The 14950-nt window shown below is 75.0% G+C and carries 8 protein-coding genes; 3 read left to right on the top strand and 5 right to left on the bottom strand.

The features are described from left to right. Nucleotides 1-101: 101 nt before the first annotated feature. The 3 genes from OG494_RS13675 to OG494_RS13685 form a co-directional block, all read right to left on the bottom strand. Nucleotides 102-2861 carry an AAA family ATPase gene (locus tag OG494_RS13675; RefSeq protein ID WP_328455566.1) on the bottom strand — a complete coding sequence of 920 codons (2760 nt, stop codon included), beginning with the start codon at nucleotides 2859-2861 and terminating at the stop codon, nucleotides 102-104. Between the two features lie 3 nt (nucleotides 2862-2864). Then, nucleotides 2865-5528, bottom strand: a complete 2664-nt coding sequence (locus tag OG494_RS13680; protein WP_328455568.1) for an AAA family ATPase — start codon at nucleotides 5526-5528, stop codon at nucleotides 2865-2867. A gap of 220 nt (nucleotides 5529-5748) precedes the next feature. Further along, the gene (locus OG494_RS13685; protein ID WP_328455570.1) at nucleotides 5749-8574 is read right to left on the bottom strand and encodes an AAA family ATPase; all 2826 of its coding nucleotides are present in this window, start codon (nucleotides 8572-8574) and stop codon (nucleotides 5749-5751) included. Nucleotides 8575-8777: 203 nt separating this feature from the next. On the opposite strand from OG494_RS13685, the gene OG494_RS13690 reads away from it, so the two are divergent. Then, nucleotides 8778-9953: a CaiB/BaiF CoA transferase family protein gene (locus tag OG494_RS13690; protein WP_328455572.1), complete on the top strand. Its 1176-nt coding sequence runs from the start codon at nucleotides 8778-8780 to the stop codon at nucleotides 9951-9953. A gap of 84 nt (nucleotides 9954-10037) precedes the next feature. On the opposite strand, the gene OG494_RS13695 is transcribed toward OG494_RS13690, so the two are convergent. After that, nucleotides 10038-11429, bottom strand: a complete 1392-nt coding sequence (locus tag OG494_RS13695) for a class I adenylate-forming enzyme family protein (RefSeq protein WP_328455574.1) — start codon at nucleotides 11427-11429, stop codon at nucleotides 10038-10040. Between the two features lie 211 nt (nucleotides 11430-11640). Here OG494_RS13695 and OG494_RS13700 point away from each other — a divergent pair, with 211 nt between their 5' ends. Further along, complete coding sequence (locus OG494_RS13700; RefSeq protein WP_328455576.1) at nucleotides 11641-12288, top strand: MerR family transcriptional regulator; 648 nt, start codon at nucleotides 11641-11643, stop codon at nucleotides 12286-12288. 36 nt (nucleotides 12289-12324) lie between these two features. Here the strand turns inward: OG494_RS13700 and eno are convergent, their stop codons facing one another. After that, nucleotides 12325-13611 (bottom strand): phosphopyruvate hydratase, encoded by a 1287-nt coding sequence (gene eno / locus OG494_RS13705; RefSeq protein ID WP_328455578.1) that lies wholly within the window; start codon nucleotides 13609-13611, stop codon nucleotides 12325-12327. Nucleotides 13612-13858: 247 nt separating this feature from the next. Here eno and fbaA point away from each other — a divergent pair, with 247 nt between their 5' ends. Further along, nucleotides 13859-14890: a class II fructose-bisphosphate aldolase gene (fbaA, locus tag OG494_RS13710; RefSeq protein WP_328447163.1), complete on the top strand. Its 1032-nt coding sequence runs from the start codon at nucleotides 13859-13861 to the stop codon at nucleotides 14888-14890. Nucleotides 14891-14950: the final 60 nt, after the last annotated feature.

Below are 14950 nucleotides of genomic sequence, written 5' to 3' on the forward strand. Positions count from 1 at the left end.
GCACCGGCCGGGCAGCTGCGACCGGGGAGAGCCCGCGCCACTGTCGGCGCACCCGGTCCAGCTCCCCGGCGGCCGGCCGGGCGCCGGTGGCCGGACCGGTGTCACTCCCCCGCGGTGCGGCCGCCCAGGGCGCCGGCCAGGTCCGGGCGGCCGTCGATCTTGAGCTTGCGGTAGGAGCTCGTCAGGTGCTTCTCCACCGCCCGGCGGCTGATGCTCAGCTGCTCGGCGATCTCGGAGTTCGTCCGGCCGCGCACGGCCAGTTCCGCCACCGTCGCCTCGCCGCGGGTCAGCTCGGCGGTCGCGCGGGCCGGCTCGGTGTGGGTCACCGGGCCGTTCTCGTGGGTCAGCAGCCGGCCCATGCCGCAGCTCTCCGCCAGCGACTGGGCGCGGGCCAGCAACCGTTGCGCCGCTTCGGGTTCCGTGGGCCGGAGCCGCTCGGCCAGGTCGGCGCGGGCCTTGGCCTCCTCGAGGTCGTCCGGCGAGCGGCCGAGCAGCTCGACCGCCTCCTGCAGCAACCGGATGCCGTCGCGGCCGCCGTCCAGCGCGGCGAGGACCCGCAGGGCACCACCCACGGTCGCGGGCGCGCCCCACGCGACGCAGCGGCGGTGGTGCTCTTCGGCCAGCCGGCCGGCTTCGTCGGCGCGGCCGAGCCGGTGGGCCAGCAGCGCCGCCGAGGCGCGCCACGGGTACATCGCCGGGTTGCGCCAGCCGGCCCGGTCGAGCCGGCGCCCGCAGTCGAGGAACTGCGCCAGCGCCGCGCCGGGGTCTCCGGCGGCGGCCAGCATCCCGCGCAGGCTCCGCTGTGCGGCGAGGACCGCGAGGCTGTCGTCGACCGGGAGACCGTCGAGCACCGTGCGCGCCAGGGCCCGGTCACCGGTCGCGGACGCGACCAGGCCGAGCGTCGTGGCCGGCAGCGCGAGCACGTCGTAACCGGCGGGCTCGGCGAGCCGGAACGCGCGGCCGGCCGGTTCCTGCGCCGCCGCGGCCCGGCCACGGGAGAGCAGCGCCAGCGCGCGGTGGACGTCCAGGAGGGAACGGGTCGCCACGGTGCCCGCCGCGCCCGTGGCCGACAGCCACGGCGTCACGGCGTCCACGTGACCCGCCGCAACCAGCACCATCGGGACGATCCGCAACGCCGCTCCGGCGCGGATGGACCGCGCGGGCTCGTGGTCCAGGAGGCAGCCCGCTCGGTGTGCGGCTTCGTCGGCGCTGATCCGCCCGGCCAGCGTCGCGGCCAGCAGCAGCACGGCCCGCAGTTCGCGTTCGGCCGCGCCGGGGCCCGACGGGGTGTCGGTCAGCTCGCGCAGCCGCGCCGGGGCGACGGCCAGCCGGGCCGGGTCTTCCAGCGCCGCGAACCAGTCGCGCGCCTCCAGCCGCAGGGCGAGGTCGCGGTCGTGCCCGGTCAGCGCGCCGGCCGGGCCGAGCGAGCCGGCGACGGCGCGCACGAGCTCGGTCACCAGCGGGCCGCGCGCGGAGATCGTGAACGGGATCCGGGCGACCGCCGCGGCCCGGTCGCGGATCGTCGGCAGCAGCGGCGCGGCCTGGACCAGGTGCCGCACGGCCGACGCGGGGTCGGGCCCGAGTTCGGCGGCGGCGAGCTCGACCAGCAGCGGCGCGCGGCCGGCGCTGCCCGGCGGCAGTTCGAGCAGGGCCCGCCGCAGGTAGCGTGCGGCGGGTTCCGGGGCCCCCCGGCGCAGGGCGGCGACGGCGGCCGCCCGCAGCGTCTCGATCTCCGGGCCGCCGTTCAGGGTGTCCACACGCAGCAGCTGCCCGGCGACGTCCTCCGCGGGGTAACCCTGCGCGGTCAGCAGCCCGGCCGCGGTGCGGTGGGCGGCGGCGGTGTCTGCGGCCGACGCGGTCTCCTCGACCACCCGCACCAGCGCGGCCTCGGGCACCAGCCGGCCGTCCGCGGCCACCGTGAGCCAGGGGCCCTCCAGGGCGGCGCGGGCCGCGGCGCAGGCGGCGTCGGCCAGCCCGCTCAGGCGCGCGACGAGCGCGGGCTCGGCGTGGCGCCCCAGTACGACCACGGCCCGGGCGAAGGCCTCGACTTCCCGATCACGCCGGACGAGGACCCGCAGCCGTTCCCGGCGGAGGTCCGCGCCGAGGGCCCGCAGTCGCGCGCGGTCGTCGGCCTTCGCCGTCAGCCGCGCGGAGAACGCCCGGTCCAGCAGGGCGCGCAAGTCCTTGGGACGGCCGCCGGTGAGCTCGTGGCAGGCGGCCGCGAACTCCGGGTCGTGGCCGGCGTCGAAGCGCGCGGCGACCAGCCGCCCGGTCGCGGCGACCGACAGCGGCTCGGCCCGCACGTGGTAGCGGGCTGCGGCCTCGATCTCCGGCACGAGCGCCGTGCGCGCGCCAGCACCGTCGCGCAGGACCGCGCCGATCAGGACGCGCATGCCGGACAGCCTGGCGACCAGGAAAGCCAAGGCACGCAAGGAAAGCTCGTCCACCCAGTGCAGGTCGTCGACGAGCACGACCAGCCCGCGCGTCCGGCTCAGCCGGGCCAGCAGCGCGTGCAACCCGTGCAGCAGCGTCGCCAGTTCCGCCGGGCCGGCCGAGCCGTCGGTCAGCGGGCCGAGCGCCTGCCGGGCCACCGGTGGCAGCGCCGGATCGTCCGGGCCGGCGAAGATCGGCAGCACGAGCTGCCGGACGACGCCGAGCGGGAAGGCCTGTTCGAGCTGTGCGCCGCTCGAGCGCAGGATCCGCGCCCCGTGGGCCGCGCCGAGGTGGGCCAGGTGCCGCAGCAGCGCCGAGCCGCCGGCGCCGGCCTCCCCGTGGATCAGCAGCAGGCCACCGCTGCCGGCGTCGGCGTCCCGCAGCGCCTCGTCCAGCACCGACAGGTGGGCTTCCCGTTCCAGCAGCACCGGTCAGTCCCCCAGCGTCCAGGTCGCCCAGCGCTCGGTGAGCGCGGACCGGCCCTTGAGGCCGAGCTTCCGGTACACCTTCGTCAGCCGCAGTTCGACCGTGCGCAGCGCGATCGAGAGCTCCCGGGCGATTTCGCGGTTCGGCAGCCCGCGCGCGGCGAGCGCGGCGACGTCCTGTTCGGCGGGCGAGAGCACCTCCGGCCGGCGCGGCTCGAACCGGCGTCCGGCCGGCAGCACGGGCTCGGGCACCGGCTCGACGGGCCGCCGTTGCGCGGGCACGCTGCGCCGCAGTTCGGCGACCGCGCGCTCCCGCAGGGAGTCGAAGGCCACGACGGTGCCCCAGTGGCCGGCCAGCGCCTGTTCCTCGGCCACCAGGGCCGACGCGGCCGCGGCGTCGCCGAGGGTGCGCAGCGCGAAGGCGGCGAAGGTGCGCCACGGGGCCAGCATCGGGTTGACCCACTGCCGGGACCGCAGGATCCGGCCGCACTCGCGCGCCGCGGCGAGGGCGGCTTCCGGCTCGTCGGCGGCCAGGGCCAGCTCCGCCCGCGCGTAGAGGAGGAACGCCGGGGCCGCGGTGTGCTCGCCGCCGCGCGGGAGCGGTTCGGCGGCGAGCCGCCGGGCGCGCTCCACCCGGCCCAGCTTGAGGTGCGCGGAGATCTCGACGGCGAGGTAGGCCGGGACGAGCGCGGGGTGCCAGGACCGGACGGGCAGCTCCCGCCCGGCGGCGGTGAGGTCGTGGAGGGCGTCCTCGGGCCGGTTCCGCCGCAGGTCGACGACGGCCCGGTACAGCAGGGCCTGGGCGGCCGCGGTCCGGGCGTCGCGCCGGCGGGCCGCGGCGGCGACGGCGGTGAGCCCTTCGGCGGCGGACTCGGGCTCGTCGCAGCACAGCAGCGCCCGGCAGGCGGCGATCCGCGGCATGAGCGGCGCGTCCTCGCGCACGATCAGGGCCTGTTCGGCCAGGTCGAGCGCGCGGCGGCGGTCTTCGCCGCGGGTGGCGAGCCGCCAGGCTTCGGCGCCGGCTTCGGCGGGACCGCCGGGCCGGGTGGGCCACCGGAGCGGCGCGACGGGCATGTCCGGATCCACCGCGGCTTCCTCTTCGGCGAGCCGGCCGAGCGCGATCAGGTCCGAGTCCACAGTGGACGAGTCGTCGGCCGCACGCCGGGCGGGGTCGCGGATCTCGGTGTCCATAGTGGACGATTCCGGGGCCGGTTCACCGGACCGGGCGTGCGCTTCCGCCCGGCCGCGAAGCTCGGACACCGCGCGGCGGGTCGTCTCGACGTCGCCGCGGGCCAGGAGGAGGTCCGCCGCGGTCACCGCCGCCGGCAGTGTGCTCAGTTCGGGTTCCGCCAGGATGCGGCGCAGCCGGCCGTCCGCCGCGTCCGGATCCTGCGTGACCTCCATCGACGCCAGGCGCAGCAGCAAAGCCGCGCGATCCGCCGGTTCGAGCGGCTCCAGCAACGCCCGGCGCAGCGCGTCGGCCGACGCCGAGGTGCGGCCTTGGAGGAACCACTGCTCCGCCGCCTCCACCAGGACCGTCCGCGCCCACGGCTCCCCCACCGCCGGCGCCGCGCGGAGCAGGTCGGCCGCCACCGTCGCCCCGGCGCCGGTGGCGTGCGCCAGCTCCGCCGCCCGCCGGTGCAGGTCGCCGCGGGCGTCGGCGTCCAGCTCCGCCAGCACCTCCGCCGCGAGGTGCGGCTCGGCGGGGCGGCCCGCCGCCACCAGGCCGCTCGCCACGAGCGGCTCCAGCGCGCCGGTCACCGCGGACTCCGGCAGGCCGGCCAGCCGGCCCGCGAGCACGACGTCCGACGTGGACACCGACATCGCCCGCAGCAGCGCCAGCGCATCCGGCGGCAGGCCGCGCCGGACACGGGCCGCGCGCGCCGACGTCACCGCGCGGCCGATCCGCACCAGGTGCGGTACTTGCTCGGGCTCGGGGCCGTGCCCACCGGACGTCCAGCGCGCCACGATGTCGCGCAGCACAGCGGGCCGGCCGGCGGCGATGCTCAGCACGGCCGCGGTGAACGCCGCGCCGCCCGGCTCCCCCGGCGTCTCCCGCAGCAGGGCCGTGGCATCCGCTTCGGTCAACGGCGGCAGGTCCAGCTGGTGGCGGGTGCCCGGCCCGGCGTCGTCGCCGAGGTAGTGCGACAGCGGCCCGTGCGCGGCCGCGACCAGCAGGATCGGGCCGGGCCGGGCGGCCATCGCCGTGAAGCACCGCAGCGACCAGGCGTCCGCCCACTGGAGATCGTCGACGGCCAGCACCAGCGGTCCGTCGACGGCCAGTTCGGCGAAGACGTCGCACAGCAGCGGCACCGTGCCTTCGCAGGGGCCGGCGAAGCACTCGGTCGTCAGGTCCGCGAACCGCGCCGGCGGGTGCAGGGCGGCGACCAGCTGCGACGCCGTGCTGAACGGGATCCCGGCCTCCACCGGCGAGCACGTGGCCAGGCCGGCGACGGCGCCGCGGTCGCGTGCGGTGGCGAGCAGCCGGCGCAGCAGCGCCGTGCGGCCGGTCCCGGCCGCGCCCGAGATGCCCACGCGGGCGGGGCGCCCGGCGAACAGGCCGTCGACGAGGTCGTCGAGCACCGCGAGCTGGCGTGCCCGGCCGATCAACCGCCCGGCCGGGCGGTTGTGCCCGGAGTTGATGACGGACAGTGGCCGGTGGTACGGCACGGACGACCTCCCTCGGCGCATCGACGGGCGCTCGGACCGGTGGATCCACCAGGGAGGCTAGCTCCGCACTACGGCATCCGCGGGCCCCGCGGGTGCCGCCAGGGAATTTCCGTCCCCCTTGACCATTCCGGGTGGCACAAGCGGGCAATGCGTGACGCCGGGTAAGCAGTGGCAAACGGAGCCGGGCCGGGGACTCCGCCACCCGGACCCCGGAGAGCGTTCACCAGGTGCGCAGGGCCCCCGCGAGGTCCGCCCGGCCCTTGATGCCGAGCTTGCGGTAGACGCTGGTCAGGTGCACCTCGACGGTCCGCTGGGTGAGGAACAGCGACTCGGCGATCTCCCGGTTGGTCGCGCCGGTCGCGGCCCGCTCGGCGACCCGCCGCTCGCTGCCGCTCAGCGCGTCGGCCGGCGAGTCGGTCCCGCGGCGCATCCGCCCGCCCGCCTCGGTCAGCGCCGGCAGCGACAGCCCGAGCTGCTGCTTGTCCCGGCTGAGCACGGACAGGTCGATCGACCGCCGCAGCCGTTCCCGGGCGCCCTCGGTGTCGCCGCGCCGCAGCAGGCGCCGGCCCAGCAGGTACTCGGCCTTCGCGTGCTCCAGCTTGGCGGGCGAGCCGGCCAGCACCTCGGCGGCCGCCGTCAGCCGGTCGATCGCCGCGTCGCCCTCGGCCAGGACACCGCGGGCGGTCTCCAGCATGCCGAATCCCCGCGCGGTGCCCCAGCGGCGGATCGCCGGCTCCACGGCGTCGAGGACGTCGACGCCCTCGGCCGCGCGGCCGAGGCCCGCCAGCAGCTCCGCGGTGTCGAACCACCACGGCGCCAGCACGGGGTTGCCGATGCCGCTGCCGCGCAGGCTGTCCCCGCACGTGCGCAGCACGGCCAGGGCGCCTTCGGCGTCACCCTGCGCGGCCCGCGCCCGGGCCCTGGCCATCAGGAACCAGTGGTACTCCAGGGTGAACTCGGCCAGCCGGGGCCGGGTCACCGTGTCGAGCACCTGCTCGGCGCGGACCGGGTCGCCCTGCCGGACCAGCATCGCGCCGAGCGCCGCCTGCGGCATGGTGACGCCGGGGGCCCACCGCTCCTGCGTGACGACGTCGAACGAGTACTGCGCGTCCGACAGCGCTTCCGCGAGGTTGCCGGTGAACTCGTGCATCAGCGCGCGGGTGCTCGCGCCGAGGGCGTAGGTCCACGCCTCGCCGCGGTTCTGGGCGTGGTTGAGCAGCTCGTTGATCGCGGTCAGCGCCGGCTCGCCGTGGTCGCCGAGGTAGAGCGAGAGGACGGCGCCGAGCACGGCCCAGCCGCCGGGGGCGACGTCGCCGATCAGCAGGACCCGGCTCGCCTGGTCGGCCACCTCGGCCGCCGGCCGGCCCTGCAGCGTGCCCAGTGACGAGAGCATGCCGAGCAGCTGGCGTTCCTCGGCGGTGTCGCCGGGCGGCGGCGTGACGTCGCGCAGCCGCGCGCTCACCCGCGGCACGGAGGACTTCTCGTCGAGACCCGAGAGCAGCAGCGCGGACTCGGCCAGCATCCGCAGCGCCCGGTCGGCGGGCGAGGGATCGGGACCGCTGACCGCGACCAGGGCGTCGAGCGCCTCCTCCCCCAGCGCGTAGGCCCGCTGGGAGTTCTGCGCGGCCAGTGAGATCATCGTGTACTGCATGACGACCGGCACCCGGCGGCGCGGGTCGGTCACCAGGCCGAGCACGCGCTCCAGGTGCCGCAGCGACGACGCCGGGTCCAGCTGCCCCTGCACCCGCGACAGGTGCACCAGCACGGCGATGTCGTCCTCGTCGGCCCGCAGGGCGCGGGTCAGGTACCGGGCCGCGGCCGCGGGCGCGCCGCGTCCCTCGGCCGAGACGGCCGCGTCGCGCAGGACGTTCACCATCCACGGCTGCGGCACCGAGTCGAGCAGCAGCAGGTGGACGGCGACTTCCTCGGCGGGCCGGCCGCGGTCGTTGAGCAGCACGGCCGCGCGTTCCCGCAGCCGGGCGAGCTCGGCGGGCGGCACCGAGTCCAGCACGGCGGTGCGGATCAGGTCGTGCGCGTAGTCCAGCCGGTCCGGCACCAGCAGCTCACCGGCGCGCAGGGCCCGCACGGCCCCGCCCGCCGGGCCGGGCTGGGTCCCGGCGAGCGCGGCGATCGTCTCCAGGTCTTCGCCGCTCAGCACGGCGATCGCGCGCGCCACGGCGAACGCGCCTTCGGGCAGCCGGTCCAGCAACGGCCGCGCCACGACCTCGCGGCCGACCCGGTCCAGCAGCGCGATGTGCTCGGCGCCCGGCGCCCCCTCGTCGCGGATCCGGCCGACGACCCGGTCGAGCAGGAACGGGTTCCCGCCGGTCAGGTCGAGGACGCGGGCGGCGAAGACCGGGTCCGGCGGCCCGCCGAACGCCGCTTCCAGGACGTCGGAGACGGCGTCGGGAGACAATGGCGCCAGGTCGACCGTCAGGCAGCTCAGGGCCGCGCCGATCTCGCCGAGCACCTCGGGGGCGGGCTCGTCCGGCCCCGTCCGCTGGGTCATCAGCACCAGCAGCGGCAGGTCTTCCGCCCGGCGCAGCAGGAACCCCAGCCACCGCAGGGACGTCTCGTCGCACCACTGGACGTCGTCGAGCGCGAGCACCACGAGGCCGCGGGCGGCCAGGCCGGCGGTGAGCCAGTGCAGGCCGTGCATCACGGAGTAGGTGTCGGCGGTGCCCTGGCCCTCGCCCAGCGCGGGCACCAGGGCCGGCAGCGCCAGCCGGGCGCTGCCGGTGAGCAGGTCGGCCGCGGCGGCGCCGGCCGGCTGCAGCGGCTCGAACAGCGCGCGGACGGCTTCGTAGGCCGCGACCCCGCTGTCCGGGCAGGCCACGGTGAGCACGGTGGCGGCGATCCCGTCGAGCTCGTCGAGCGCGGCGGCGAGCAGCTTGGTCTTCCCGATCCCGGCGGGTCCGCGCAGCAGCACGGCCTGTCCCGCGCCGACGGCGGCGGCCCGGGCCCGGTCGGCGAGCAGCCGGACCTCCCACTCCCGGCCGGCCAGTTCTGTCCCGGGCAAGGCCCGGAGGCCGCTGCGTAGGGCCACGGATCTCCAGTCTCAGGTGCGATGCGAGGTCCCGGGGCGGTGCCGGGCGGTGGATCGCACCGCCTTGCGCTCGCCTACCGGAGCTCGGGACGCCGCCGTCGCGACGTCTCCCAGCAGGGCCGAAACCCTCCGGACACCTTACTGGCCGGGCCTCGGAATCCGATCACCCCGCCGGGTGCCGGCCGGGATGACAGGATGCGGCCATGGCTTCCCTCCCGCTCGCCGGCGTCACCGTCGTCTCCTGCGAACAAGCGGTCGCGGCGCCCCTGGCGACGCGGCACCTGGCCGACCTCGGCGCGCGGGTGCTCAAGATCGAACGGCCGGGCACCGGCGACTTCGCGCGTGCCTACGACGAGACCGTCCGCGGGCTTTCGAGCCACTTCGTCTGGCTGAACCGCTCGAAGGAGAGCGTCACCCTCGACCTGAAGCACGAAGCCGCGCCCGAGGTGATGGGCCGGCTGATCGACGGCGCCGACGTCTTCGTGCAGAACTTCGCCCCCGGCGTCGCCGAGCGGCTCGGCCTGGGCGCCGCCGCGCTGCGGGCGTCCCGGCCGGGGCTGATCACCTGCTCGATCTCGGGCTACGGCTCGACCGGCCCGTACCGCGACGCGAAGGCGTACGACCTGCTGATCCAGTCCGAGGCCGGGCTGGTGTCGGTGACCGGAACGGCCGAGGAGCCAGCGAAGAGCGGCATCCCGGCGGCCGACATCGGGGCGGGCATGTACGCCTACTCCGGCATCCTCTCGGCGTTGTTCCACCGGGAACGCACCGGCGAGGGCACCGAGCTGGAGGTCAGCCTGTTCGACGCGCTGATCGAGTGGATGGGCTTCCCGCTGTACTACACGGGTTTCGGCGGTACCCCGCCGCCGCGGGCCGGCACGAGCCACCCCGCCATCGTGCCGTACGGCACGTTCACCGCCGGCGACGGCACCCAGCTGGTGCTGGCCGTGCAGAACGACCGCGAGTGGGCCGCGTTCTGCCGGCACGCGGCCGGCCGTCCCGAGTGGACGTCCGACGAGCGTTACGCGACGGGCAGCGCGCGGGTCGCCCACCGGGCCGAGCTGGAGCGGGAAATCAACGCTGTTTTCGCCTCGCTGACCGGTGAGGAGCTGGTCGCCCGGCTGAGCGAGGGCCGGATCGCGCACGCCCGGCGGCGTGAGCTGCCGGAGGTGCTGGAGCACCCGCAGCTGACCGAACGCGACCGGTTCGCCGAGGTCGGCTCACCGGTGGGGCCGTTGCGGCTGACGGTGCCGCCGGTGACGGTGCCCGGCCGCCCGCCACGCCTCGACCCGATCCCGGCGCTGGGCGAGCACACGGACGCGGTGCTCGCGGAGTTCGGCTTCGACGCGGCGGACCTTCGGCGGCGCGGCTTGTCGTGAGTGGTCAGGGCGGTTCTAACCGCCCTAACCACTCACGACGGGCCACGGCAGACTCGTCCAGGCGCCCCTTCCCCCGTACTCGCGCTACGCGGTCGAGGCCAGTTCCTCCAGGCGGCGGCCGTCCGGCTTTCCGTTGCGGTTCAACGGGAAGCTCTCGACGACGACCACCCGGTTGGGGACCTCGTACGGCGGCAGGATCCGGGCCATCCGCTCGCGCCAGTACGCCGGGGCGTGGCCGTCCTCGTCCTCGACGAAGGCCACCAGGCGGCTGCCGTGGCGTTCGTCGGGGACCGCGACCACCTTGGCGCAGCAGCCGGCTTCCGCGACGCGCAGCTCGATCATGTCCGGGTACAGCGTGTAGCCCATCCGGTGGACCGCGCGCTTGCGGCCGAGGACGTGGAGGTTGCCGGCGCCGTCGACCAGGCCGAAGTCGCCGGTGCGGAACCAGCCGGCCGGTGCCGGGGTCAGCTCGCCGTCGTCGTCCAGCACGCCGGCCGGCAGGTCGGGAGTGCGCACGAGCAGCTCGCCGACTTCGCCGGCCGCGACCGTGACGCCGTCGTCGTCGACTACGCAGACGTCCACCCCGCGGACCGGGCGGCCGGTGGCGACCGGGTTGGCGGGCACGGCGAAGGAGATGTTGCCGAGCTCGGTGCTGCCGTAACCGTCGAGCAGGGGCTTGCCGAACTCCGCGCGGTACTCGGCGACCAGCCGGTGGTTCAGCGGCGCCGCGCCGACGCACAGCATCCGCGCGCGCCGCAGCGCGGCCCGCAGGACCGGCCGCTGCCGCGTGATGTTCAGCATGCTGCGGTAGGTCGAGGGCGCGGCGTCGAGCACGGTCGCGCCGCGCAGACCGGCCAGGCCGAGCGCGTGGTCGAGCCGCCGGTAGGGCACGACGACCAGCGAGCAGCGCACCAGCCAGGCCAGCAGCACGATCGACAGTCCGTACTGGTGGGAGAACGGCAGGAACGGCGCGAGGACGTCGGAGCGGGTGTAGTCGAGCGCCTCCGCGGTGCGCCGGAGGTTGGCGAGGAACACGGCCCCGGACTTCACGACCACCTTCGGCCGCCCGGTCGACCCCGAGGACGACATCAGCAGGCCGTCGGGCAGCGCGGCCCACGCGGCGGCGTCGATCCCGCCCGGCACGGGCCGGGCGGCCGCGGCCAGCTCCGCCAGCCGGATCGCCGGGGCCGGGGCGACGTCGGCCGGGTCGTCGACCAGGCACACCTTGACCTTCGCACGGACGAGGACGTCGCGTGTGGCCACCGGGCTGTCCCGGTGGTCGAGCAGCACGATCGACGCGCCGAGGTGGACCAGGGCCAGCACCGCCGTGACGTAGCCGATCGAGTTGTCCGCCTTGAGCAGCACGCGGTCGCCGGGGCCGAGACCCCGCGCGGCGAGCTCGGCCGCTGTCCCCGCCGCGTCGGCCTCGAGCTCCTCGAGGGTGTACGCCGCATCGGTCCCGCAGATGGTGGCCATCGCCCGCCCCTTCGTCGCCGGCAAGCTCCTGGCCCGAGTCTCGCCGATCGGGTTCAAGGATTTGTCCAGTACCGGCCGGACGGGTGGCGAGGTGTGCGCATCGCACTAGATTTTCCGCCCGGTGCTGGGCAGTGGCCGAGAGTCCACGATCCACTGGCGTCTCCCGCGCGAGGGCAGTAGGAGACGGAGAAGGGGTACCGGGCACATGCGGATGGCTGAGCTGAGCACCGAATCGGGGGTCCCGGTCGCGACCGTCAAGTACTACCTGCGGGAGGGTCTGCTGCCCGCCGGGCGGCGGATCGGGCCCAACCAGGCGGAGTACTCCGACGAGCACCTCCGGCGCCTCCGGCTCGTCTGCGCGCTGCGGGAGATCGGCGGCCTCTCGCTGGCCGAGGTGGCCGCCGTGCTGGCCGCGCTCGACTCCGGCCACGCCTCCCCCGTCGTGCTGGGCGTCGCGCAGGACGGCCGGGTCAGCACCCGCCCCACCGGTGAAGCCGCCCGGGCGTGGGCGCTGGACCGGGTCCGGGCGCTGCTGGGTGCACACGATGTCCATCTCGGTGGCCCAGTGGACACCGCCGATCCCAGCATCGCGAACCTCGTGACCGTCCTGGCCACGTTCCACGCCCTCGGCCACAGCGCCGTCACCGGCAAGCTCGCCGACTACGCCGCGCTCGCCCGGGCGACCGCCGAGGTCGACGCCGGGCTGATCGCGGACGTCGGGCCCGCCCGGCGGCCCGCCGAGACGGCGTTGATCACGACCCTGCTCGGGGAACGGCTCTTCGCCGGTCTCCGCCACCTCGCGCTCGTCGACGTCGTCCGGACCGAAAGCGCCGATTCGTTGGAGGTCACGGAGGCCTGACACGCAGCGGCGTCCGGCCTCCGTGACTTCCTTTCCTCAGCGCACCTTCCGGGTCAACGGGTGCCGGCCCGCGTACCGGGCGGCGGTGCCGAGGTCTTCTTCGATCCGCAGCAGCTGGTTGTACTTGGCCGTGCGGTCGGCGCGGGAGAGCGAACCCGTCTTGATCTGGCCGCAGTCGACGGCGACCGCGAGGTCCGCGATGGTGGTGTCCTCGGTCTCGCCGGACCGGTGCGACAACACGACGCCGTAGCCGGCCTGGTAGGCGACCTCGACCGCCTCCAGGGTCTCGGTGAGCGTGCCGATCTGGTTGACCTTGACCAGGATCGCGTTGCCGACGTCGTGCTCGATGCCGTGCTTGAGCAGCTCCACGTTGGTGCAGAAGACGTCGTCGCCGACGAGCTGGCAGCGCTCGCCCAGCACCCGCGTGACGAGCTGCCAGCCGGCGATGTCGTCCTGCGCCATGGCGTCTTCGATCGACGCGATCGGGTACCGGTCGACGAGCCCGGCCAGGTAGTCGACGTGCTCCTCGGCCGAGCGCTTCCGCCCTTCGCCGCGGTAGTGGTAGACGCCTTCTTCGGCGAACTCCGACGCCGCGAGGTCGAGCATCAGCACGACGTCCTCGCCCGCCGCGTAGCCGGCCTGCTCGATCGCGCGGACGACGTAATCGAGCGCCTCGTCGGCCGAGCCGAGCTGCGGGGCGAAGCCGCCCTCGTCGCCGACGTTGGTGTTGTGCCCGGCGTCGCGGAGGATCCTGCGCAGCGTGTGGAAGATCTCGGCGCCGATCCGGACGGCGTCGGCGAAGTTCGTCGCGCCGACCGGGGCGATCATGAACTCCTGGTAGTCGATCCCGTTGTCGGCGTGGGCGCCGCCGTTGACGATGTTCATCATCGGCGTCGGCAGCAGGTGCGCGTCGGGGCCGCCGAGGTGGCGGTAGAGCGGCAGGACGTGGGTCTGGGCGGCCGCTTTCGCGGCGGCGAGCGAGACGCCGAGGATGGCGTTCGCGCCGAGGCGGGCCTTGTTCGCCGTGCCGTCGAGCTCGATCATCGCGCGGTCGACGGCGGCCTGGTCGTCGGCGTCGAGCCCGAGGACCGCCTCGGCGATCTCACCGTTCACGGCCGCGACCGCGCCGATGACGCCCTTGCCCAGGAACCGGTGCGGGTCGCCGTCGCGCAGCTCGACCGCTTCCCGGGTGCCCGTCGACGCGCCCGAGGGCACCGCCGCGCGCCCGAACGAGCCGTCGGCCAGCTCGACGTCGACCTCGACGGTCGGATTGCCCCGGCTGTCCAGGATCTCCCGGCCCGTGACTTGGACGATCGCTGTCATTTCACTCCTCGGCGGCGGGTGCCCGCGACTTCGGCGCACCCTGGGATTCGGTTGCGGGAAGTCGTCGTCGACACCACACGCACCCGCCGGGCCGCGATCGCGTCGTCGCCGGCCGCCGGGTGCGCCTCGTTGTACCGCGTCCCCCACTGGGGAAAACCCCAGCGATGGGTCACAGCCGCCCGGCGCGGCGCGGCCGTCACGCTATGTTCGACGGGTTCCCCCGCCGGAAATCGAGAGGACCTGACCGATGCCCATCGCGACCCCCGAGGTCTACGCGGAGATGCTGGATCGGGCCAAGGCGAACGAGTTCGCCTACCCCGCCATCAACGTGACCTCGTCCGAAACCGTGAACGCCGCCATCCGCGGCTTCGCCGAAGCGGAGAGCGACGGGATCATCCAGTTCTCCACCGGCGGCGCCGAATTCGCCTCCGGCCAGAAGATCAAGGACATGGTCGTCGGCGCGTCCGCGCTGGCCGAGTTCGCGCAGGTCGTCGCCGCGCGCTACGACGTCAACGTCGCCCTGCACACCGACCACTGCCCCAAGGACAAACTCGACGGGTTCGTCCGCCCGCTGCTGGAGATCTCCGCCGAACGGGTCAAGAACGGCGGGCTGCCGCTGTTCCAGTCCCACATGTGGGACGGCTCCGCCATCGACCTCGACGAGAACCTCGTCATCGCGCAGGAGCTGCTGGCCAAAGCCGCCGCCGCGAAGATCATCCTCGAGGTCGAGATCGGTGTCGTCGGCGGCGAAGAAGACGGCGTCGAAGCCGAGATCAACGAGAAGCTCTACACCGCCGAAGGCGACTTCCTCAAGACGATCGACGCGCTCGGCTCCGGCGAGAACGGCCGCTACCTGCTGGCCGCGACATTCGGCAACGTCCACGGCGTCTACAAGCCCGGCAACGTGAAGCTGCGCCCGGACGTCCTCAAAGGCGGGCAGGAAGCCGCGTCGAAGAAACTCGGCCTCGACGCCGGCTCCAAGCCGTTCGAGCTGGTCTTCCACGGCGGCTCCGGGTCGCTGCCGGAAGAAATCCGCGAAGCCGTCTCGTACGGTGTGGTGAAGATGAACGTGGACACCGACACGCAGTACGCGTTCACCCGCCCGATCGTGGATCACTTTTTCAAGAACTACGACGGTGTGTTGAAGATCGACGGTGAGGTCGGCAACAAGAAGGTCTACGACCCGCGGTCGTACCTGAAGGCTGCTGAGGGTGGCATGGCTGCCCGGATCGTGGAGGCCTGCCAGGCCCTCGGCTCGGCCGGCACCAAGCTCAAGTAAAGCCCATGTGAAGGGGCCGCACTTTCATAGAGAAAGTGCGGCCCCTTCGTGTGCCCGCGG

Origin of the sequence: Amycolatopsis sp. NBC_00438 (genome assembly GCF_036026695.1) — a bacterium.
GTDB lineage: Bacteria > Actinomycetota > Actinomycetes > Mycobacteriales > Pseudonocardiaceae > Amycolatopsis.

Bases quoted from the DNA above. Each gene is read 5' to 3' on its own strand.
- OG494_RS13695 (WP_328455574.1), bottom strand. From the start codon at position 11,429: ATGGCCACCATCTGCGGGACCGATGCGGCGTACACCCTCGAGGAGCTC.
- fbaA (WP_328447163.1), top strand. From the start codon at position 13,859: ATGCCCATCGCGACCCCCGAGGTCTACGCGGAGATGCTGGATCGGGCC.
- OG494_RS13690 (WP_328455572.1), top strand. From the start codon at position 8,778: ATGGCTTCCCTCCCGCTCGCCGGCGTCACCGTCGTCTCCTGCGAACAA.
- eno (WP_328455578.1), bottom strand. From the start codon at position 13,611: ATGACAGCGATCGTCCAAGTCACGGGCCGGGAGATCCTGGACAGCCGG.
- OG494_RS13700 (WP_328455576.1), top strand. From the start codon at position 11,641: ATGGCTGAGCTGAGCACCGAATCGGGGGTCCCGGTCGCGACCGTCAAG.